Source organism: Nonomuraea sp. 3-1Str (assembly GCF_031570565.1).
GTDB lineage: Bacteria > Actinomycetota > Actinomycetes > Streptosporangiales > Streptosporangiaceae > Nonomuraea.
In genome coordinates, this window is record NZ_JALHBK010000029.1 from 39,879 (window position 1) to 58,456 (window position 18,578).

Genomic DNA, 18,578 nt, shown 5'->3' on the forward strand with positions numbered 1-18,578 from the left:
GGACCATCACGCCACTGGGTAGGCGTCCTCCAGTTCGTGACGGTCGGCCGGAAGCAACACCTCCACCACGACCAGCGGGCGACCCGAAGCATCACGGACAGCCCCGAAGACGGCCAGCAGTGGCACGTTCTTCGGCATGCCGAGCTGCTTGCCCTCCAGGGCGGTGGGCATGCGCGCGGTGATCTGCTCCACGATGTGATCGAAGCGGACGCCCTTGCGTGACTGGAGATGCTGCCGGATGCCCTGCGGCAACGCCTCGCCGCTGGTCAGGTCGGTGCCTTCGGACAGTTCCAGGGGCAGCCACAGTGAGACCAGCTCACTCGGCTCGCCCTCACGGGTGACCAGTCGCCGGCGCAGGAACGCCTTGCTCTTGGGCTGCGCATCCAGCAGCACCGCCACCCGGTTGGGGAGCGCCATGGCGCCGGCCTCGACCAGCTCACCGGGAGCGTCCGTCTCCGGACTGGTCAGGTACGCCTGACCTGTGCGGTTGGACTCCACCGACGCCATCGCGGGACGGCCGCGCACGAAGCGGCCCTTGCCCTGCTGGGACTCGATCCAGCCCTGCTCGCGCAGCACCCGAAGCGCCGCCACGACGGTGGGCCGGGAGACGCCGAACTCCTGGATGAGCTGGTGCTCACTGGGGAGCATGGAGCCGGGCGGGTAGGTTCCCGCCTCGATACGCCGTTGAAGGGCCTGCACAAGCTGCGCATACTTCGGCGGCACGGACTCTAGCGACATTCTGACCGTCCAACACCCGACAGGTTGTTTTACCAAGCTCGAGCGTATCCTGGCCGACGCCGCCTGTCCACGCCACTTCGGTGAACGCGAGCGGCCGGGAAAGGTGGCCGGGCCACACGACCCATCGGACATGTTCACGTACTGGGTTCGACGGGCCTCGCACGGCGGGCCGGTGGCGCTGCCGGCAGACCCCGAACAGCCGGTGCAGATCATCGACTCGCGCGACTTGGCGCGCCTGGTGGTGCAGTTGCTTGGCACCACGTCGGGTGACACCGGCACGATCTCGACTTCAGTGCCCGCCACGAGCGCACAGGTCTCGATGAGTGCTCCGAGCGTGGGCGGCTCAGCAGGACCCACCGCGTTGAACGCGCCGGGGCGCTCGTCAATGGCGGGCATGCCCGCGACCCCGCTAGAGGTGACGGCGGCCGACGTCTTGGCCTGGGACCGCGAGCGCGGCGAGCCATCCCTGTGGAATGGTTTCTCCCCAACCGAGGAGCATGCCCTACTGGCGCAGCAGGGACGATAGCGACCCGACATGCCTGGGACTTATGGCAGTCCGCCAGACTCCTACCTGCGGCATTGGAATTCGGCGATTGTTACCGGGGCCCCTTGAAGTCCCAAAGTTCGTGCGAACCGAAGGGTCTTCACGATAAACCCATGGGTCTGCACGCTTCATGAGTGATTCGGAGCCTTGGGTTCGCGGGAACCGGCGGGATCTTGTTGCTCTGCGGCGGTCGTCAGGAGTGCTCGGGCGTTCTCTGTGTAACGGACCGCGGTCTTGGCATCGAGTCCGACCTGGCTATGGCGATCACGGCGTCGCGGAGAGACCCGCCTCCGCGGCGACGTCCTGGTCCGCGATCCACGTGCAGCCGCTGTCCGGGCTTCCGGAGACCCGGATGACCGCGTCCAGGCGGTCACGGGTACGGGTCAACGCGGCGATCTGGGCATCGATGCGATCGCGCTCGGCGGCGAGCCGGGCACGCGACTGCGGAGTACTGACCTTGGCCTCGCAGCAGGGCAGCAGTTCGGCGATGGTCCGGCTGGACAGGCCGGCCGCGTAAAGCATCTGGATCAGCTGGACACGGTCGGCCGCCGACTCGGGGTAGTGGCGCTGCCCGGAGTCGCTCCGGTATGCGTCCAACAGTCCCTGCTCTTCGTAGTAGCGCAGGGCCCGCGGGCTGACGCCCGACCTTGCCGCCAACTCGCCGATGCGCACCGTGACCTCCACCACAAGACTTGCCTCTGACGTCAACGTCAGGTTTTAGCCTAGCCGCATGCAGATCAACGGAGCACATGTGCTGGTGACCGGAGCCAACCGGGGCCTGGGACGGCAATTCGTCCAGTCTCTCCTCGACCGCGGCGCAGGCAAGGTGTACGCCACCGCCCGCCGCCCGGAGCTCATCGACGTACCCGGGGTCGTCCCGCTGCGCCTCGACATCACGGATCCGGCATCGGTCGCCGCCGCAGCGGCAGCGGCACCTGAAGTCAAGATCGTCATCAACAACGCGGGAATCTCTACCGGGGCGAATCTGGTCACCGGGGACCTGGACACGATTCGCCGCGAGATGGACACCCACTTCTATGGCACCCTCAATGTTATCCGTGCCTTCGCGCCCCAGCTGGCCGACGGCGCGATCCTCAACGTTCTGTCCGCGATCTCGTGGCTCGCCTTCGACGGCGCGGGCGCGTACCACGCGGCGAAGGCCGCCGAGTGGGCGCTCACCAACAGCGTGCGCTTGGAGTTGGCCCACCAGCGCACGCTGGTGACGGGCCTGCACCTGGGCGCTGCGGACACCGACATGATGGCCTGGTACAACGGCGACAAGAGCGCCCCCGAGGCGATCGTCGCGGCGGCCCTCGACGGCCTTGAGGCACACCGGCCTGAGGTGCTCGCCGACGACTGGAGCCGTCAGGTGAAGGCATGGCTGTCCGAGGACCCGAATGTCATCTACCGTGAAGCGGCGGCCGCCCTCACGGTCTGACATGCTGCGCCTGTAGGTCACGGCGCCCGCGGCCGTGACCGTACAGGCGCGATGTCGAAAGAACCAGGGACCCAGGAAGTAAGCCCAGGTCCTGCGGCTATGGCCACGCCCGACCACTCAACGAACTCTGGGGTTATCTCACATATGCCTCCGGCGGGGAGCCTCAGGGTTCGGAATGATCGCCACCGGGCCAGGAGAACAGTGGCTGAGGTGGAAGCCTGCTCTTCCCGCCACCGTCGCCCGGGACGAGCCGAGCAGACCAGGGGCCAGAGGTGAAGGTCGTTCTTCCAGTGGGGAGCTCCACCTTCGCCTCCCGCCCTTGGCCCGCTTCCCTGACGGGTGGGACGACGGCGACGAGACGATCAGGCGGGGCCAGGCTTATGCCTGCGACATGGCGACAAGTAGTCTCGCCGTATGGAGCGTCGATCACCGCTGATCACACAGATCTCCTGGGGCCATACGGTGGTCGAGGGTCTGGGCGAAGGCAAGGACTTCAAGCTCTACCCCGGTGGTGGACGGCCCTGGGACTGGAACGAGACCGGCACACGGCACACTCCCGGCATCCAGCCTGCAGACGTCCAAGAACTCCTCCACAACGGCAGCCAAGCGATCGTTCTCTCCCGTGGCATGCGGCTGGTCCTTCAGACCTGCCCCGAGACGCTGGACCTCTTGATGGAGAAAGGCGTCGAGATCTATGTGGAGGAGACGACGGCCGCCGTCGAGCGTTACAACGCTCTGGCGGAGACCACCCCCGTGGGCGGGTTGATCCACTCCACTTGTTGATCAGCGGCATTCCCCCTCCACAAGGTCCGGAACATACGTGGAATGGCTCGCTGACTCCTTCATCAGGCGGGCGACTCCGACGAGGGCCGCGAGTTCGCCGCCGCCAACGCCGATGTGATCGTCACACCGCACGGCGGGCTGGAGGATGGCAAGCGCTTCTACGCCGACGTCAAGCGCCGCCTGGCCAGGTATGGTCGCGAGCCGCACCAGTTGAAGATCATGCCCGGCGCGACGTTCGCGCTGGGCGACGCCGAGGAGCCGCTTGGGTGATGGACCAGGGCTGGGGCGCTGCCGGCAGTTGGAACATGGTGACGCTCGGAATGTCGCGCACGCCGCGGTGCGGGCGGAGACCCCCAACCCCGCCCGCACGATCTCGGGTCGTCAGGCGACGACGAGGGCCTCGGCCCTGAACTCGCGGCCGGCGACGATTTCGGAGACGAACCCGTCGGGGCCGACGGGGCGGTCACCGATCAGGGTGACCCGGTGCAGGGTGCGCTGCACATCGAGGTGGTCGAGGTCGGACGGGGCGAGGTGAGCGGTGGCCCGGTTGTCCCAGAAGGCGACGCTACCCGGCTGCCAGCGGAAGCGGACGGTGTACTCGGGACGGGTGATCTGCTCGTACAGCAACTCCAGGACGCGACGGCTCTCCAGAGCCGAGAGGCCGACGATGTGGTCGGTGAAGCCCGGGTTGACGAACAGCGCCCGCTCACCGGTGTCGGGATGCACCCGCACCACCGGATGCACGGAGACCAGCAGGTTGTCGTTGATCCGCTTGACCAGTTTGCCGTCCTCGTCGGTGGTCTGGTGGCCGGCGAGGAAGCGGTGCTCGGCGCGCAGGCCGTCCACGAAGTCGCGTAGTGGCGCCGACAGGCCCTCGTAGGCGGCGACCAGGTTGGTCCACTGGGTGTCGCCGCCGAACTCGGGGACGGTCTCGGCGCGCAGGATCGAGGCGGCGGGCGGGTTGACGGCGGCGGTGACGTCGGTGTGCCAGCCGGAGTAGTAGGAGTACTGCCGCTTGCGGTACAGCTCGCGGTAGTTCGCGCCGTACCGTTCCTCGTAGCGGCGCGGGTCGATGGTGAGGATCTGCGGGAACTCCTCCGGCGGGGCGTCCTCGTGCGGGTGGGCGTGGGTGAGCTCGCCGAACTGGCGGGCGAAGGCGATCTGGGCGGCGTGGTCGAGGTTCTGTCCGCGGAAGAAGACCACCTTGTGGGCGAGCAGGGCCTGGCGGATCTCCTCGACCGTGGTGGGGTCGAGGGGGTGGGCGAGGTCGACGCCGGCGATCTCGGCGCCGATGTGCCCGGCGACGCGTTTGATGGCGAGGATGGACGAGGATGACATGGTGAAGTGCTCCCTGAAGCTTTGACGGGTGTTCGAGCGGAAACGGGGATGGCGGGACCCGGAGGTCACCGCATGGCACAGAGCGCGCTCGCCTGCCGTCTGAGATCGACGTGGAGGCGAGCCACCAGAAGCTCGCTGCTCTTCACAAACCAGATCGTGCATGCAGAAATTCATGTATGTCAAGTAGGAAATGTTGACTTTAGACATCCCTGCTCTTAGCTTCGTGGCATGACCGATCTCGATGTCACGGCCGACGTCCTGGTCGCGGGCGGCGGGCCCGCGGGCGCGCGGGCCGCGATCAAGGCCGCCGAGGCGGGTGCCGACGTCGTCCTGGTGGACAAGGGCTATCTCGGCACGAGCGGTGCCACGGCCGCCGCCGGCACCGGCGTGTGGTACGTCGATCCCGACCCTGCGGCGCGCGAGGAGGCGATGGCCTCCAGGGAGGCCCTGGGCGGCTACCTCGCCGACCGGAGCTGCTGCGCGGCAGGGCGACTGCCAGGCGTGCTTCATGTGCGAGGCGTACTGCCCGGTGGACGCCCTCTACGTGGCGCCGGTCGCGCACCCGCTCCCGGAGCCGCCCGATGCGACGGAACTGGCCGAGCGGGGATTGCTGGGCGGTTACCGCGCGCAGATCGGCTGGGGGTACGGGCGCACCCCGGGCGCGCGGCGGCCGATCGGGCCGGTGCTGCCCGCGGCGTCGCAGGTGATCATCTCGTGACGCGGCGGCGTCCACGCCGTAGCCGGCGGCAGCCGTACGGCTGTGTCCTTGGTCTGAGTGCCGCCTTCCCGGCCACGCACGACAAGACCATTCGCTGACGAACCTCGGAAAGGTTTCGGCTCATGCCTGTGGAGTTTCTCGGCATCGGCGGGACCAATGACGGCTCGGAGACCTCTCCGCGCTCGGGTTCCTCCTTCGACAAGCAGTACACGCTGCGGCTCGCGCGCGCCCACCAGGAGTACGGCTGGAATCGGGTGCTGTTCGCCTACGGCTCGGGCTCCCCCGATCCGGCGCAGGTGGCCGCCTACGTGGCGACCAGGGTCGAAGACCTGCAGATCCTGCTGGCGCACCGGCCGAACGTGTCCTACCCGACGTACGCGCTCAAGACCTTCGCCACCCTCGACCAGATCAGCGACGGGCGGCTGACGGTGCACTTCATCACCGGCGGTAACGACCACGAGCAGGGCAGGGAGGGCGACGTCCTGACCAAGGACGAGCGTTACTCCCGGACCAGGGAGTACATCCAGATCGTCAAGAAGGGCTGGACGTCGAGGGAGCCGTTCGACCACGAGGGCGAGCACTACTCGTTCAGGGATTTCGTCTCGGACGTGTTCCCGCTGCAGCAGCCGCGGCCCAGGGTGTCCTTCGGTGGATCGTCGGAGGCCGCCTACGCGGCGGGCGGGGCGGAGGCCGACATCTACTGCCTGTGGGGGGAGCCGCTGGCCGAGACAGCACAGCAGATCGCCTCGGTGAAGCAGGCGGCGTTGCGAGCGGGGCGAAGTGACGTGCCCAAGTTCCAGGTGGCGTTCCGGCCGATCATAGCGCCGACCGAGGAGCTGGCCTGGGAGAAGGCCCGGCGCATCCTGGGGGATCTGCACAGGGTGGGGGCGAACCGGCGCCGGTTGTCCGGCCCGCCGCAGAACGCCGGCTCGCAGCGGCTGCTCGAGATCGCGGCCAAGGGGGAACGGCACGACCGAGCGTTGTGGACGCCGACCGCCGCGGCCACGCAGGGTGCGGGCAACTCGACGGCGCTCGTCGGCACCCCCGAGACCGTCGCCGAGGCCCTGCTGGACTACTACGACCTGGGCGTCGAGATCCTCTCGGCCCGTGGCTACGACATCCTGGACGACGTCATCGACTTCGGGCGGCATGTGATCCCGCTGGTCCGTGAGGGGGTCGCCGAACGGGAGCGGCAGCGGGCACCGCTGAGCCGGGTCGCGCCATGACCGCGCGCCCCATATCGGCGGCTCCGGTCGGCGTTCGAGCGGTTCCGGCGGCAACCGGCCGCGGCGCGTAACCGCTTCCCCTACGACGACCTGGAGGACTTCGTCGCGCCGGGCTCGGCGCTCGCCGAGATGGCCCAGCCCGTCCACCGCCTCCGGCAGGCAGGGGATGGGCCGTTCCCTTCAGCGGGGGGACGATGGCCCCAACGGGCGGTCGCCGCGCAGAGTGATGCGGTGCATGACCCGGTGGGCGGTGCCGTAGTCGCGGTTGGCGTAGTGGGATGTGCTGCGGTTGTCCCACATGGCCACGTCGCCGAGGCTCCAGCGGTGGCGGATGATGTGCTCCGGCTTGGTCAGGTGAGCGTAGAGCAGGTCGAGGATGTGACGGCTCTCAGCCTCGGAGACGCCGACGACGTGCGAGGTGAAGCCGGGGTTGACGAACAGGCCCTTGCGTCCGGTCTCGGGGTGGACGCGTACGACGGGGTGCTCCACCGGGTCCAGCCGGGTGACGACCTCGCCGTCCCAGACGCTGCCCTTGCCGCCGCGCCGCTGGGCCAGGTAGTAGCCGAACTCCCGGTTGCCGTCGTGCACCGCGGTGAGCTGGTCGGCCAGTTCCCGTACGGGCGCGGCAAGGGAGTCGTAGGCGAGCTGGCTGTCGGCCCAGCTCGTGTCCCCGCCGGTGGGAGGCAGGATCACGGCACGCAGGATCGAGCCGAGCGGTGGGCGGGGCATGAAGGTGACGTCGGTGTGCCAGACGTCGGCGAAGCCGTTGTCGGCGCTGTCGAGCGCGTAGATCTCCGGGTGCGCCTCGTCCACGCCGCCGACGACGGGGTGGGATGCGGTCAGCTCGCCGAGGCGGCGGCCCAGGGTGACCTGTCCGTCCTCGTCGAGGGTCTGCCCGGAGAAGAAGAGCACCTTCCGCTGGACGAGCGCGGCTCGTACCGCGGCCAGCTCCTCGTCGGCGGCGGTCGCCAGGTCGAGCCCTTCTATCTGAGCGCCGAAGTGCGGTCCGAGCGGGCGCAGGGTGAGCTTGGCGGCCAGGGGTGTGGACATGTGCGCTCCTGTTCTGTGGTGGTCATCCGGCGGCGTCGCGTACGGCATGACTGACGGTGGCACGCAGGGCCGTGTACTCGGGGAGGGGCGGAGCTCGTCGGGCTCCAGGCCGGTGCGGGGCAGAGGGACGTCGAGGTCGAGGGCGATCTGGCCGGGCCTGCTGGTGAGCACGACGACGCGGCTGCCGAGGAAGACCGCCTCTTCGACGCTGTGGGTGACGAACACGGAGGTGCGGCCCGTCTGCTCACTGACCCGGCGCAGGTCCTCCTGCAGCCGCTCGCGGGTGAGCGCGTCCAGGGCCGCGAACGGCTCGTCGAGCAGCAGCAGCGGATTGTCGCCCGCCAGCGCCCTGGCGATGGCCACGCGCTGTTGCTGACCACCGGAGAGCTGCCAGGTCCGGCGGTGGGCCACGTCGTGCAGGCCGACCCGTTCCAGGAGCTCCGGCACCCGGCGGGCGCGTTCCTCGCGGGGGACGCCGGCGTAGCGCAGCGCGAGCCCGACGTTGCCGCCCACGCTCTTCCAAGGGAACAGCCGGGGCTGCTGGAACACGATCCCGGCGCCGGCGCCGGGCACCGGCAGAGCTCCGGCGGTGCGGACGACGCCGGCGGTGGGCCGCTCGAAGCCGGCGATCAGGCGCAGCAGCGTGCTCTTGCCGGAGCCGGACGCCCCGACGATCACGAGGAACGAGCCCCGGGGGACGTCCAGCGAGATCGGGCCGAGCGCCGTCACGGCGTCCGCACCCGTCCCGTACACGTGCACGACCTCCTCCACGTGGACGGCGGTTTCCGTACCGAGCTCAAGGGGTGAGGACATCGGGCAGGCCCTTGTTGTAGATGGCGTTCCGCACGGTCGCCAGCTCGGGGACGGCTTCGATCTTCTGCAGGTCCTTGAGGAACTGCGCGGCGCTGACGAGGTTCTCGGCCAGCGCGCCCGGCCGCTCCGGCGTGCCGAGCCATGCGGCGGAGGCCAGGTCGGCGGGCTTGAGGAAGACGCCCTGGGTGAGCTGATCCCCGGCGTCCTCCTTGGTCAGGTTGAGCTCGGCGGCGACGGCCGCGGCGGCCTCGGCGCGGTTGTCGGTGATGAGCTGTAGAGCCCTCGCCTCGGCCTTGCGCCAGGCGTCCACCGCGTCCGGGTGCGCCTTGAGGAACGTGGTGGACACCACCCCGAGGTCCAGCGTGGGCTTGCCGGCCGTGGCCAGCTCCCGGCTGGTGACCAGGACCTTGCCGTCCTTCTCCAGCTCCTTCAGGGTGGGCAGCCAGGTGTAGGCGGCGTCGATGTCGCCGCGCGTCCAGGAGGCGAGGATGTCCTGCGGTTCGAGGTCGACGATGGTCAGCTCCGACTCGCGCACCCCCGCCCGGTCGAGCGCGGCCAGCAGGCTGTAGTGGGAGGTCGAGGCGAACGACGTGGCGACCTTCTTGCCGCGCAGGCCCTCGATCGCCGACACGCCGCTGTCGTTCCTGACGACCAGGGCCTCGTTGTCGCCGGCCACGTCGAGCACGAACGCCACCTGGTACGGGATGTTCAGCGGGGCCGACAGTCCGCGGGCCACGGGGCTGGAGCCGATCGCGGCTATGTCCACGCTGCCGGCCACGAAGGCGGTGTTGATGCTGGCGCCGGAGTCGAACTTCGTCCACTGGATCCGGTAGCCGGGCAGCGCCTCCTCCAGCCACCTCTTGTTCTTGACGATGAGGTCGCCGCTGGGGAACGCCTGGTAGGCGAGGCGGATGCGGTTGGCCGCCGCGTCGTCACCGCCTCCCCGGGACGCGGTGCCGTCACCGCAGGCGGCCAGGACCGTGATCAGCACGAAGGACAGCAGGAATCTCAGACGCATGGCGGCTTCCTCATGAGGGACGTGCGGCGGGTCACGAGCGGCCCCGCCAGGGGATGAGCCGTTTCTCCGCGACCCGCAAAAGGCCGTCGATGAGCAGGCCCGACAGGCCGATGGCCAGCAGTCCCAGCACCACGACGTCGGTCTGCAGGTAACGCTGGGCGTCCCGCACCATGCCGCCGATGCCGGGCACGCCGTTGACCGTCTCGGCGGCGACCACGGACGAGTACGCGATGCCGACGGCCAGGCGCACGCCGGTGAAGATCTCCGGCAGGGCGTTGGGCAGCACCACGTCCCGGATGACGTCGCGCCGCCTGGCGCCCAGCGCCCTGGCGGCCTCGACCAGGTCGGACGGCGCGCCGTGCACCGCGGCGGCGGTGGCCACCGCCGCCGGCGGTAGCGCCGCGATCGCCAGCAGCCACAGCTTGGGCGTCTCGTCGATGCCGAACCAGATGATGAGCAGGCTGAAGTACGCCAGCGGTGGTAGCGCCCGCACGAACGTGACCACCGGCTCGGCCACGACGCGGATCCACGGCACGGTGCCGAGCACGACGCCCACGACGAGCCCGCCTGCCACGCCGATCGCGGATCCGATGAGGATGCGCCGCAGGCTGATCCCGAGGTGCTCGACGAGCAGGCTGCCGCTGTAGCCGCGGATGCCGTCGTGCGTCGTGGACAACCGCAGGAGCTGCTCCCACACGGCGCCGGGGGAGGGGATGAAGGAGGGGTTGGCCGCCGCGGTCGCGGCGAGCTGCCACAAGCCGAGGAGTGCGGCCGCGGCGAGCACGCGCACCACGATCCTGCGTGTCGCCGGTCGCCGTCGCCGGGTGGCGGACTCCGGTCCGCCGTCGGGAACGGCGGTCGAGGGGGCGGCCGTCGAGGTGGACGAGGCCACCGTCTCAGACGGGCTCATGACCACGAAGCTACGGCGGCACCTCGCTAAAGTCAACATTTCCTACTAGTTTTATGGGTTATACCGCGAGCTGTGGATCGTCAACGACTACGAGAGCAGCGAGGTCATTGCGACCTGGCCGCCCTCGGCGTCCGGCTCGACGTCTCACCGGGGCCCGAGACGGCGCCGTGCTCGGCACCCCGCTCGGCCACATGACCCTGAGGTGATCATGACCACCCTTCGCGAATACCTGTCGCACAAGCGCACCGCGCTGATGGCCCGCCGCGCGGCCCCCGCGTCCGGGCCGGTACCGCTGCACGCCCACGTCACCGCGGAGGGCCGCAGCGGAATCCGGCGCATCAGGATCAGGGGCCGCCAGCTCATCAGTGACAGCGGCCCCGACGTCGCCGGCTACGACCTCGGCACCGCCTCGCCCAACTGCAGGCCGGCGTGCTCGGGAGCTGCGTGACCCACATCTTCCTCATCAAGGCGGCCGAGCTGGAGGTGCCCCTGGACGCGCTCGAGGTGGACGTGCGCGCCGAACACGACCCCAGGGCCCAGCAGCCGGGCGAGAGCGGCGTCCCGGTGCACCCGCTCAGAAGCCGATCGGCTCACGCACCAGCACGACCGTGGCCCGCTCCGGCAGGGCCTCGCGCTCGACGATGAGGATCTTGCCGATGAAGGACGACTGCCCGAACTCCTGGAGGCGCCGGTGCTCGCGCGGCAAGCTGTACGAGCGGACCCGCCGCAGCGCCGTCTCCAGGTCCGGCACCACCTTCTGGGCGCCGGCCACCCAGACGACCTTGCGCGCTCCCGACGCGTACGGCGCGAGCTGGCTGCCGCTGGCCGAGGCGATGACCAGGTGGCCCTCCTCCGTCACCGCGTGCACGCTGCCCACGACGTACTCGGCCGTGGCGCCGAGGCGGACGACCGCCTGCACGTCGCCCTTGGGGTCATCGGCCCCGGACCGGACGGAGGCGAACCGGCCCGACTCGTCGAGGTCGGCGGCGATGCCGGACAGCCGGAGCGTCTCGCTGGAGGCGGTGAAGACGCTCTCGCCGCCGGGGATCAGCCCGGTGACGAGCTCGCGGGCCTCGGCGGCGCTGTCCACGACGTGCACGATGAAGCCGTTGTCGCGCAACGCGGCGGTCGCGCGGTCCAGTTGCTCGGCGGGCGCGGGGGCGGCGAACGTCTCGTCGGGCACGACAGTTTGCACGGACATGATGTATCCCCTGAGATGAGAGATGGTTCCGACTGGTAACTGGCACCATTCTGAGTAACGCTGAATCCCTACCGGAAGTAGGCACTTTTTCCTGCCTCAGTGAAGCGGAGGGAACCCATGAACGCCGACGGACCCGCCAGCGGCGCGAGCTCCGTGCTCAAGGCGCGTGACGAGACGACCTGCCAGGTACGCGACGTCCTGAACCGTGTGGGGGACAAGTGGACCCTGGCGGTCGTCAACGAGCTCGGAGCCGGCCCGCGCCGCTTCAACGAGCTCAGGCGCACCGTTCCCGGCATCAGCCAGCGCATGCTGACCGCCACTCTGCGCGTGCTCGAACGCGACGGGCTGGTCACCCGCAGCGTGTACGCCGAAGTGCCGCCCCGCGTCGACTACGAACTGACGCCGCTCGGCCGCACGTTGCTCGAGCGGGTCTGGGGACTGATCGACTGGGCCGTTGAGCACCACGACGACATCGAGGGTGCCCGCGGCCGCTACGATGCCCGGCGCGCGCCTGACGGGTTCCAACGAAACCTACTAAAATAATCGGAAGTGCCATAGTCCCGGCCATGAGCTTGGCCGAGATTCGCCCCATGAGCGCTCGTGCCCCGGTCCCTGAACTCGGGAGCGGCCGGGGTCGTGCTGTTCTTGCTGGATCTGGCCGCCGCCACCGGGCAAGAGGCGTACCTGGAGGACGCGCGGCGCGGTGCGGAGTGGCCGGCGGCCACCTGGCGGCGGGAGGACGACCTGACGCTGCCACCACGGGCTGACTGGCACGATGATCGCAGAGGCCGCTACCGCACCACCTATGAGGACTCCAAGCAGCGCGAGCGGCTGCTCGGCACAGGCGTCCAACGGCTGCTCGCCGCCCATCCGGGTGCCGCCCACCACGGCGGGTCACCCAGCCTGGTCCTGATCCCCCCCCTGTCGATCTGGCCCCAGCGCTCCTCCGCAAGCTGCCACTGCGAGGCCTGCCGCAGGACCTCCGCCACCCCCGCGCGCTCTATAGGCGCCATCGTAGGAGCGACGGTCAAGCCGCGATACCACCAGAACAACAGCTGGCCGCCCGCCTCTTCAGAGGTGATCATCACACGATGCGGCAGTGACGCGCGCTCACTCATCCGGCACTCCCGCGCGCAGTCGAAGCGCCTGCCCACCGCAGTCCCACCCACCCGTGGTCACGATTTGATGCCACTTACCAGACTCTCGACCTGCCGCGATCACCGTAGGTGACTGACATCGCGTCGATGATCATTGGTGACTACTGATCGTCGATATTGACCTGAGATGTCCCCATCTGGCTTGATCAGGGCGTTTCGTCTTCTTCACCTCTCATGAGCGGAGATCCACGTGCGCCTCTTACCCGCGATACGTCGCAGGTCCACCGCATCATGGCCGGCCGCGCTCGGTGGCGTTCTGGCCTTGACCGCCGGTCTCCTCGTCACCCTGGCCCCCACGGCCTCGGCCGAGGATTCCATGACCGACCTCGGGGCCTTCGCCTATGGCGGCGACCTGGTGGTCGGAGGCGACAAGATAGCCGTGTCCATCGACAATCGCATCGTTGTCGCCGACACCGCCGGCGAGGTCCAGGGGACCATCACCGGCGTGTCCGGCGCCTCCGGCCTGGCCATGACGGCCGACGGCACCCGCGTGTACGCGGCGCTGCAGGGCTCCAAGGAAGTGGCCGAGATCGACACCGCTACGCGGGAGATCACACGCCGCATCGACCTCGCCGCCTACGGATGCCCCTTCAGTCTGGCACTCACCGGCGAACGGCTGTGGATCGGCTACGGCTGCGACGCCACCGGCGTCCTCGGCTTCGATCTGTCCGCACCGACGTCCCAGCCGGCAGTGGCCGACACCTCCCTGCTCAAGTCGTCCCCGTACATCGCGGCAGCTGGAGACACGCTGGTGGTCGGCGAATTCACGGGCAGCCCGGCCGACCTGTTCGTCTACGACGTGAGCGGGGCCGCTCCCGTCCTGCGCGGCGAGATCGACGGACACACCTACAGCAACTACGGGCTGGAAGACATCGTGGTCACCCCGGACGGCTCGCACATCATCTCGGCATTCGCCCTCCCGGACGCCTTCACCATGTGGGACGCCACCACCTTGGCCAAGGTGCGCGACTACGAGAAGGGGCCCGAGGCCGAGGGATACCCGCGCTCCGTCGCCGTCAGCCCGGACGGCACCTACATCGCGGGCGGACGCACGGGGGGCGTCGGGATGACGCTGTACGACAGGGCCTCGGGCACCACGGTCTACGCCACGAACCCCCCACAAGGCGAAATGGTGAGCGGAAGCGCCGCGTACGCCGGCCGGGACGTCTACAGCCTGGTGAAGTCGGACACCGGCCACCTCTACCTGTGGCGGCTCCACGACGTGACCCTGCCGGCGAGCACGCTGACGTTGACGGCGGAGCCCGGCGGGACAGCCCAACAACCGCTCACCATGACGGGGCGACTGACGTTCGCCGACGAAACGGCCCCGGGCGTGCAGCCCCTCGTCGTGACCCGCAAGCTGCCCGACGGCACCGCTGCGGAACTGCCCGGCGTGACGACCGCCGCGGACGGAACCTTCACCCTCAACGACACGCCCCCGACCGGCGGGCAGACCACCTACACCGTGCTCTGGAAGGGTGACGGTGAGCACCGCTGGAGCAAGGCTTCGGTCACCACGGCGGTCAGATACAAGGCCGGGCTCACGCTGACGGGGCCGACCAACGCGGTCGCTGGCACGACACTGGTCTTCAGCGGAACGTCGCAGGCCGATGGCACCACTCCGCCGAGGAGAGTCTGGATCACCGTCCAGCGCATTCGCAACGCCGACGGTGGCGACGCCGCCGAGTGGCGGGCGTGGATCGGCGACTTCGGGTCGTACTGGTTCACCGACACGCCGGAAGCGGGGGAGTACACCTACACCGTACGGTGGGCTGGCGACGCCCGGACCGGACCAGCGGACGCCAGCCAAATCGTCACCGTCGAAAAGCCGAACGACTGACCCGCGACGCCGCCCGGCGTAACCTCTGAGGCTGAGACATAAGGTCTGCGGTGCTCTCGAAGAGAAATGCGGCAACAGCCTTATCAGTGCTGGCGGCTCTCATGGGCACCGCGACCGTCGGGCTGGCCGTGGTCGGCGGCATAGGCGGTGGCCGCGTGAAGGTTAGAACGGTGTCCGGTTGGACGAGAAGCCGCAGTCGGCACAGAACCTCGCGGGGCAGCGAGGCCAGGAGAGCGGAGAGGAAGGCCCGGTCCTCGGGCGCGAATCTCGACATCCTTGTCCCGATCACTCATGGGCAGCAACCGCAACGCGGCGGAAGTGTTGGCGATGGTGAGGTAGGCCAGGCGAAGGCGCGCGGCCGACCATCCTGCCGCAATTGGTTCCGTCTCCTGAGTGGCCATAGCTCGCGCCGCCATGCGAAGCCCTCGCAGAGTCATGACCTGGGTGGTGATGGCGATGAATTTCCGTCATCGGCGGGGTCTTTATCTCATGGGCTCGGTTGTGCAGAAATGCGGGGGAGCGGTGATGGCGGAGGAGATCCGTTCAGGTGAGCGGGGCGCAGGCAGGGGGACCATCGGTGTGGCATCGGCCGCGGAGAGGGGGCGGTGATGCCGGAGACCGATGAGTTCACTCGGCTGACCGACCCGTTCCGGCAGGAGTTGCTGGTCCACTGCTACCGCATGCTCGGCTCGATCCATGATGCCGAGGATCTGGTGCAGGAGACCTACCTGCGGGCATGGCGCGCGTACGGCAATTTCGAAGGACGTTGCTCGTTGCGTTTCTGGCTCTACCGGATCGCCACGAGCGTGTGTCTGACCGCGTTGGAGCACCGCAGCCGCCGCCTGCTGCCGTCCGGGCTCGGCGCGGCGAGCGACGACCCGGATCGGCCTGTGCTGCTCGCGCCGCCGGGAACCGATTGGATGCAGCCCCTGCCCGGTCCGGCCGACGACCCGGCGACGACCGACCCGGCCGCGATCGTCGCGTTGCGGGGCAGCGTACGGCTCGCGCTGATCGCCGCCCTGCAGCACCTGCCCGCCAAGCAGCGGGTGGTGCTGATCCTGCGTGACGTGCTGGCCTGGCGGGCGGTCGAGGTCGCCGACCTGCTTGAGACGACTCCGGCCGCGGTCAACAGCGCGCTGCAACGCGCGCGGGCTCACCTCGAACGGGTCGCTCCCGCCGAGGAGGAGCTCGCCGAGCCCGACGAGCCAGGCCACCGGGCCCTGCTCGACCAGTACATGACGGCCTTCGAGAACGCCGACATCGCCGCGCTGCTGCGACTGCTGCGCGAGGACATCGCCTTGGAGATGCCTCCGTACCGGACCTGGTTCGCCGGCCGTGAGGCCGTCGGGCGCTTCATCGCCGCGCACGTCTTCGCCGGGCCCGGCGTGGCCCGGATGGTCGCCATCACAGCCAACGGGCGGCCCGCGTTGGCGGCGTACCTGCGCGGGGACGACGGCGTTCATCATGCGCATGCGGTGCAGGTGCTCACCGTCACCGGGACCGGGATTTCGCGGATCGTCTCGTTCAACGATCCGGGCCTGTTCGCCGCCTTCGAGCTGCCCTCAAGCCTCGGCTCCGCCCGTACGCCGGTCGGCTCATGGCGCTGACCGGGTCGGCTGACCTGCTGGAACGGGCCGTTTGTTACGGCCTGGAGAGCGTGAAAGCAGTCACGACGGGTTCCCTGCCTCGTCCGACGCCCTGCGCGGACTGGGATCTGCACGCGCTGCTGCGGCACGTCAACGATTCGATCGAGGTGCTCGGGCAGGGGATCGACTCCGGCTCCGTCGGCCTGTTCCCGGATGAGGCTGAGGACGGGTACGGGCACGCGGACGGTGATTCGGCAGCGGCCCTGGTGGCGACCTTCCAGGACGGTACGCGACGGCTCATGCGGGCCTGGACCGCGGCCGAACATGACGGTCACCTGGTCGCCATAGCCGGGCATCCGATGGCGGCCGAGCTCATGGCCATCATCAGCGCCGTCGAGATCGCGGTGCACGGATGGGACGTCTCCATGGCCTGTGGCAGACAACGGCCGATTCCGGCGGCGCTGGCCATCGACCTGCTGACGCTGTCCCCGCTCGTGGTCCACGACGGCATGCGGCACCCGATGTTCGCCGCGCCCGTACCGGTGCCGCCACTGGCCAGCCCCAGCGATCGCCTCGTCGCCTTCCTCGGACGCAGCCCGGGGGCATAGAGACAGCCTGGCCGGCGACCATCGGGTCTCCTGGCCGGTGGCGATGCGTGAACTACGCGCCTACGCCGTCGAAGTCCTCGGCCGCCGAAGACCTCACCGACGAGCAGCGGACCGTCCTGGAACGCGACCTGACCAGGATCGGCACCTGTGGGCGGCACATCCTGGCCGGCTGGCACGCCAAGGAGAAACTGCGCCGGCTGCTCGCCCTGGCCCGCACCGACCCGGTCCGCTCGCAGATCAGTCACCGCCTGCACGCCTTGCACGCCTTAAACGCCTGGTGCGCCGACCACGTCTCGAAGCCCGCTGCGCGTAGGGCTTCCGCAACCGGCCAACCAGCGTCTCCGATCACGCTGCGCAGCCACCCGCGCCAGCAGAAACCGAGCTCGCATCCGGAAAGCCCGCCTGCGACGATCAGCAGGCGGGCCAGGCGGGAAAGCGTCAGCCCTTCAGCCTCCTCGCGAAGGACCGGATGTCCTCCACGAGGAGACCCGGCTGCTCAAGGGCGGCGAAATGGCCGCCGTGCTCGAACTCCGTCCACTGAACGATGTTCGGGAAGAGCTGGTCGGCGATGGCGCGGATGGGCAGGATGATCTCGTGCGGGAAGACCGCCACCGCCAGGGGCGTCGCCAGCGGCGCGGGCGGGGGCGGCGGGGTGGGCGCGGTCGGGAGCAGGGCCGCGTCCTCGTAGTACATCTGGGCGGCCGAGCTCGCGGTCGCGGTCAGCCAGTAGATGCTGACGTTGGTGAGCAGATTCTCCCGGCTGACGGCGTCCTCGGGCACCTTGTCGGAGTCCGTCCACTCCTTGAACTTCTCGATGATCCAGGCAAGCTGCCCGACCGGTGAGTCGGTCAGTCCGTACGACACCGTCTGCGGCCGCGTCGACTGCAGCTTCATCGAACCCGACTGATCACCCACGAACCGCATCATCCGGCCGAACCTCTCTCTGTCGGCCTCACCGAGCGCCGCCATCTGCTCGGGGCTCCCGGCCCCCGCCGCAGGCAGGAAGTTCAGATGCACGCCCGCCACATGCTCGCCATCGATCCCGCCCAAAATCTGCGAGATGACGGCCCCGAAGTCGCCGCCCTGCGCGATGTACCGTTCGTAGCCGAGCCTGGCCATCAACTGCTTCCACGCGCCCGCGACCCGCCCGAGGCTCCAGCCGGGCTCCCGCGTAGGCCCAGAGAAGCCGAACCCGGGAATCGAGGGGACGACCACGTGGAAGGCGTCGGCGGGGTCGCCACCATGAGCGACAGGGTCGGTCAGCGGGCCGATGACCTCCAGGAACTGCGAGACCGAGCCGGGCCAGCCGTGTGTGAGGATGAGCGGTGTGGCCTCCAGTTCGGGTGAGCGCACATGCAGAAAGTGCACGCTCGTTCCGTCGATCTCGGTGATGAACTGCGGATACTGGTTCAGCCTGGCCTCGGCGGCCCGCCAGTCGAACTCGGTGCGCCAGTACTCCGCCAGGTCCTTCAGGTAGTCCAGCGGCACGCCCCGGCTCCACCCGACTCCGGGCACCTCACTGGGCCAGCGGGTGTCGCCCAACCGGCGGCGCAGGTCGTTGAGCTGCGCCTGGGGAATGTCAATGCGAAAAGACTTCATGTCATCATTCC

20 protein-coding genes and 2 pseudogenes are annotated in these 18,578 nt (G+C 69.2%); 13 read left to right on the top strand and 9 right to left on the bottom strand.

Annotation, left to right across the window (positions count from 1 at the left end; translation table 11 throughout):
* Positions 1 to 6 precede the first annotated feature (6 nt).
* A complete protein-coding gene (locus MTP10_RS33665; RefSeq protein WP_310714789.1) occupies positions 7 to 951 on the bottom strand; it encodes a GntR family transcriptional regulator in 945 nt (314 codons plus the stop codon).
* Between MTP10_RS33665 and MTP10_RS33670 the strand changes: the two genes are divergently transcribed.
* Positions 869 to 1,264, top strand: a complete 396-nt coding sequence (locus MTP10_RS33670; RefSeq protein ID WP_310714796.1) for a hypothetical protein — start codon at positions 869 to 871, stop codon at positions 1,262 to 1,264. The two genes, MTP10_RS33665 and MTP10_RS33670, sit on opposite strands and share 83 nt — an antisense overlap.
* 282 nt (positions 1,265 to 1,546) lie before the next feature.
* Here the strand turns inward: MTP10_RS33670 and MTP10_RS33675 are convergent, their stop codons facing one another.
* Positions 1,547 to 1,954, bottom strand: a complete 408-nt coding sequence (locus MTP10_RS33675) for a MerR family transcriptional regulator (RefSeq protein WP_310714668.1) — start codon at positions 1,952 to 1,954, stop codon at positions 1,547 to 1,549.
* Between the two features lie 58 nt (positions 1,955 to 2,012).
* Between MTP10_RS33675 and MTP10_RS33680 the strand changes: the two genes are divergently transcribed.
* The 3 genes and pseudogenes from MTP10_RS33680 to MTP10_RS33690 all read left to right on the top strand — a co-directional run.
* Entirely contained in the window at positions 2,013 to 2,720 is a 708-nt protein-coding gene (locus tag MTP10_RS33680; RefSeq protein ID WP_310714670.1) for an SDR family oxidoreductase, read from the top strand.
* A 414-nt stretch (positions 2,721 to 3,134) separates the two neighbouring features.
* Positions 3,135 to 3,503 carry an Mth938-like domain-containing protein gene (locus tag MTP10_RS33685; protein WP_310714671.1) on the top strand — a complete coding sequence of 123 codons (369 nt, stop codon included), beginning with the start codon at positions 3,135 to 3,137 and terminating at the stop codon, positions 3,501 to 3,503.
* 72 nt (positions 3,504 to 3,575) lie between these two features.
* Positions 3,576 to 3,773, top strand: a pseudogene (locus MTP10_RS33690) (F420-dependent methylene-tetrahydromethanopterin reductase); the annotation flags it as partial.
* A gap of 111 nt (positions 3,774 to 3,884) precedes the next feature.
* On the opposite strand, the gene MTP10_RS33695 reads toward MTP10_RS33690, so the two are convergent.
* Both MTP10_RS33695 and MTP10_RS42135 read right to left on the bottom strand, forming a co-directional pair.
* The gene (locus tag MTP10_RS33695; protein ID WP_310714673.1) at positions 3,885 to 4,841 is read right to left on the bottom strand and encodes a TauD/TfdA family dioxygenase; all 957 of its coding nucleotides are present in this window, start codon (positions 4,839 to 4,841) and stop codon (positions 3,885 to 3,887) included.
* 65 nt (positions 4,842 to 4,906) lie between these two features.
* Positions 4,907 to 4,987, bottom strand: coding sequence for a putative leader peptide (locus MTP10_RS42135; protein ID WP_355451062.1), 81 nt, complete (start codon positions 4,985 to 4,987; stop codon positions 4,907 to 4,909).
* Positions 4,988 to 5,069: 82 nt separating this feature from the next.
* Here MTP10_RS42135 and MTP10_RS33700 point away from each other — a divergent pair.
* The 3 genes and pseudogenes from MTP10_RS33700 to MTP10_RS33710 form a co-directional block, all read left to right on the top strand.
* Positions 5,070 to 5,279: pseudogene (locus tag MTP10_RS33700) on the top strand (FAD-dependent oxidoreductase); the annotation flags it as partial.
* 70 nt (positions 5,280 to 5,349) lie between these two features.
* The gene (locus tag MTP10_RS33705; protein WP_310714798.1) at positions 5,350 to 5,559 is read left to right on the top strand and encodes a hypothetical protein; all 210 of its coding nucleotides are present in this window, start codon (positions 5,350 to 5,352) and stop codon (positions 5,557 to 5,559) included.
* A 122-nt stretch (positions 5,560 to 5,681) separates the two neighbouring features.
* On the top strand, positions 5,682 to 6,785 hold the full coding sequence (locus tag MTP10_RS33710) for an LLM class flavin-dependent oxidoreductase (protein WP_310714675.1): 1,104 nt from the start codon (positions 5,682 to 5,684) through the stop codon (positions 6,783 to 6,785).
* Positions 6,786 to 6,965: 180 nt separating this feature from the next.
* Here the strand turns inward: MTP10_RS33710 and MTP10_RS33715 are convergent, their stop codons facing one another.
* The 3 genes from MTP10_RS33715 to MTP10_RS33725 are packed head-to-tail and all read right to left on the bottom strand — an operon-like array spanning position 6,966 to position 10,576.
* Entirely contained in the window at positions 6,966 to 8,648 is a 1,683-nt protein-coding gene (locus MTP10_RS33715) for a TauD/TfdA family dioxygenase (RefSeq protein WP_310714678.1), read from the bottom strand.
* Positions 8,632 to 9,666, bottom strand: a complete 1,035-nt coding sequence (locus MTP10_RS33720; RefSeq protein WP_310714679.1) for a glycine betaine ABC transporter substrate-binding protein — start codon at positions 9,664 to 9,666, stop codon at positions 8,632 to 8,634. The genes MTP10_RS33715 and MTP10_RS33720 overlap by 17 nt, the downstream gene beginning before the upstream one ends.
* Before the next feature lie 31 nt (positions 9,667 to 9,697).
* Complete coding sequence (locus MTP10_RS33725) at positions 9,698 to 10,576, bottom strand: ABC transporter permease subunit (RefSeq protein WP_310714681.1); 879 nt, start codon at positions 10,574 to 10,576, stop codon at positions 9,698 to 9,700.
* A 208-nt stretch (positions 10,577 to 10,784) separates the two neighbouring features.
* On the opposite strand from MTP10_RS33725, the gene MTP10_RS33730 reads away from it, so the two are divergent.
* Positions 10,785 to 11,024, top strand: a complete 240-nt coding sequence (locus tag MTP10_RS33730) for a hypothetical protein (protein ID WP_310714682.1) — start codon at positions 10,785 to 10,787, stop codon at positions 11,022 to 11,024.
* 126 nt (positions 11,025 to 11,150) lie between these two features.
* Here the strand turns inward: MTP10_RS33730 and MTP10_RS33735 are convergent, their stop codons facing one another.
* A complete protein-coding gene (locus MTP10_RS33735) occupies positions 11,151 to 11,777 on the bottom strand; it encodes a lactate utilization protein (RefSeq protein WP_310714684.1) in 627 nt (208 codons plus the stop codon).
* Positions 11,778 to 11,894: 117 nt separating this feature from the next.
* Between MTP10_RS33735 and MTP10_RS33740 the strand changes: the two genes are divergently transcribed.
* The 5 genes from MTP10_RS33740 (at position 11,895) to MTP10_RS33760 (ending at position 16,968) form a co-directional block, all read left to right on the top strand.
* Positions 11,895 to 12,320, top strand: coding sequence for a helix-turn-helix domain-containing protein (locus tag MTP10_RS33740; protein WP_310714686.1), 426 nt, complete (start codon positions 11,895 to 11,897; stop codon positions 12,318 to 12,320).
* Positions 12,321 to 12,413: 93 nt separating this feature from the next.
* Positions 12,414 to 13,007: a hypothetical protein gene (locus tag MTP10_RS33745; protein WP_310714688.1), complete on the top strand. Its 594-nt coding sequence runs from the start codon at positions 12,414 to 12,416 to the stop codon at positions 13,005 to 13,007.
* Between the two features lie 189 nt (positions 13,008 to 13,196).
* Positions 13,197 to 14,774: a hypothetical protein gene (locus MTP10_RS33750; protein ID WP_310714690.1), complete on the top strand. Its 1,578-nt coding sequence runs from the start codon at positions 13,197 to 13,199 to the stop codon at positions 14,772 to 14,774.
* 608 nt (positions 14,775 to 15,382) lie between these two features.
* Positions 15,383 to 16,381, top strand: a complete 999-nt coding sequence (locus tag MTP10_RS33755) for a sigma-70 family RNA polymerase sigma factor (RefSeq protein ID WP_310714692.1) — start codon at positions 15,383 to 15,385, stop codon at positions 16,379 to 16,381.
* Complete coding sequence (locus MTP10_RS33760) at positions 16,372 to 16,968, top strand: TIGR03086 family metal-binding protein (RefSeq protein WP_310714693.1); 597 nt, start codon at positions 16,372 to 16,374, stop codon at positions 16,966 to 16,968. The genes MTP10_RS33755 and MTP10_RS33760 overlap by 10 nt, the downstream gene beginning before the upstream one ends.
* 438 nt (positions 16,969 to 17,406) lie before the next feature.
* On the opposite strand, the gene MTP10_RS33765 is transcribed toward MTP10_RS33760, so the two are convergent.
* The gene (locus MTP10_RS33765; protein ID WP_310714695.1) at positions 17,407 to 18,567 is read right to left on the bottom strand and encodes an epoxide hydrolase; all 1,161 of its coding nucleotides are present in this window, start codon (positions 18,565 to 18,567) and stop codon (positions 17,407 to 17,409) included.
* Positions 18,568 to 18,578: the final 11 nt, after the last annotated feature.

Bases quoted from the DNA above. Each gene is read 5' to 3' on its own strand.
- MTP10_RS33670 (WP_310714796.1), top strand. From the start codon at position 869: ATGTTCACGTACTGGGTTCGACGGGCCTCGCACGGCGGGCCGGTGGCG.
- MTP10_RS33665 (WP_310714789.1), bottom strand. From the start codon at position 951: ATGATCTGCACCGGCTGTTCGGGGTCTGCCGGCAGCGCCACCGGCCCG.
- MTP10_RS33680 (WP_310714670.1), top strand. From the start codon at position 2,013: ATGCAGATCAACGGAGCACATGTGCTGGTGACCGGAGCCAACCGGGGC.
- MTP10_RS33685 (WP_310714671.1), top strand. From the start codon at position 3,135: ATGGAGCGTCGATCACCGCTGATCACACAGATCTCCTGGGGCCATACG.
- MTP10_RS33695 (WP_310714673.1), bottom strand. From the start codon at position 4,841: ATGTCATCCTCGTCCATCCTCGCCATCAAACGCGTCGCCGGGCACATC.
- MTP10_RS33705 (WP_310714798.1), top strand. From the start codon at position 5,350: ATGTGCGAGGCGTACTGCCCGGTGGACGCCCTCTACGTGGCGCCGGTC.
- MTP10_RS33710 (WP_310714675.1), top strand. From the start codon at position 5,682: ATGCCTGTGGAGTTTCTCGGCATCGGCGGGACCAATGACGGCTCGGAG.
- MTP10_RS33715 (WP_310714678.1), bottom strand. From the start codon at position 8,648: ATGTCCTCACCCCTTGAGCTCGGTACGGAAACCGCCGTCCACGTGGAG.
- MTP10_RS33720 (WP_310714679.1), bottom strand. From the start codon at position 9,666: ATGCGTCTGAGATTCCTGCTGTCCTTCGTGCTGATCACGGTCCTGGCC.
- MTP10_RS33725 (WP_310714681.1), bottom strand. From the start codon at position 10,576: ATGAGCCCGTCTGAGACGGTGGCCTCGTCCACCTCGACGGCCGCCCCC.
- MTP10_RS33730 (WP_310714682.1), top strand. From the start codon at position 10,785: ATGACCACCCTTCGCGAATACCTGTCGCACAAGCGCACCGCGCTGATG.
- MTP10_RS33735 (WP_310714684.1), bottom strand. From the start codon at position 11,777: ATGTCCGTGCAAACTGTCGTGCCCGACGAGACGTTCGCCGCCCCCGCG.
- MTP10_RS33740 (WP_310714686.1), top strand. From the start codon at position 11,895: ATGAACGCCGACGGACCCGCCAGCGGCGCGAGCTCCGTGCTCAAGGCG.
- MTP10_RS33755 (WP_310714692.1), top strand. From the start codon at position 15,383: ATGCCGGAGACCGATGAGTTCACTCGGCTGACCGACCCGTTCCGGCAG.
- MTP10_RS33760 (WP_310714693.1), top strand. From the start codon at position 16,372: ATGGCGCTGACCGGGTCGGCTGACCTGCTGGAACGGGCCGTTTGTTAC.
- MTP10_RS33765 (WP_310714695.1), bottom strand. From the start codon at position 18,567: ATGAAGTCTTTTCGCATTGACATTCCCCAGGCGCAGCTCAACGACCTG.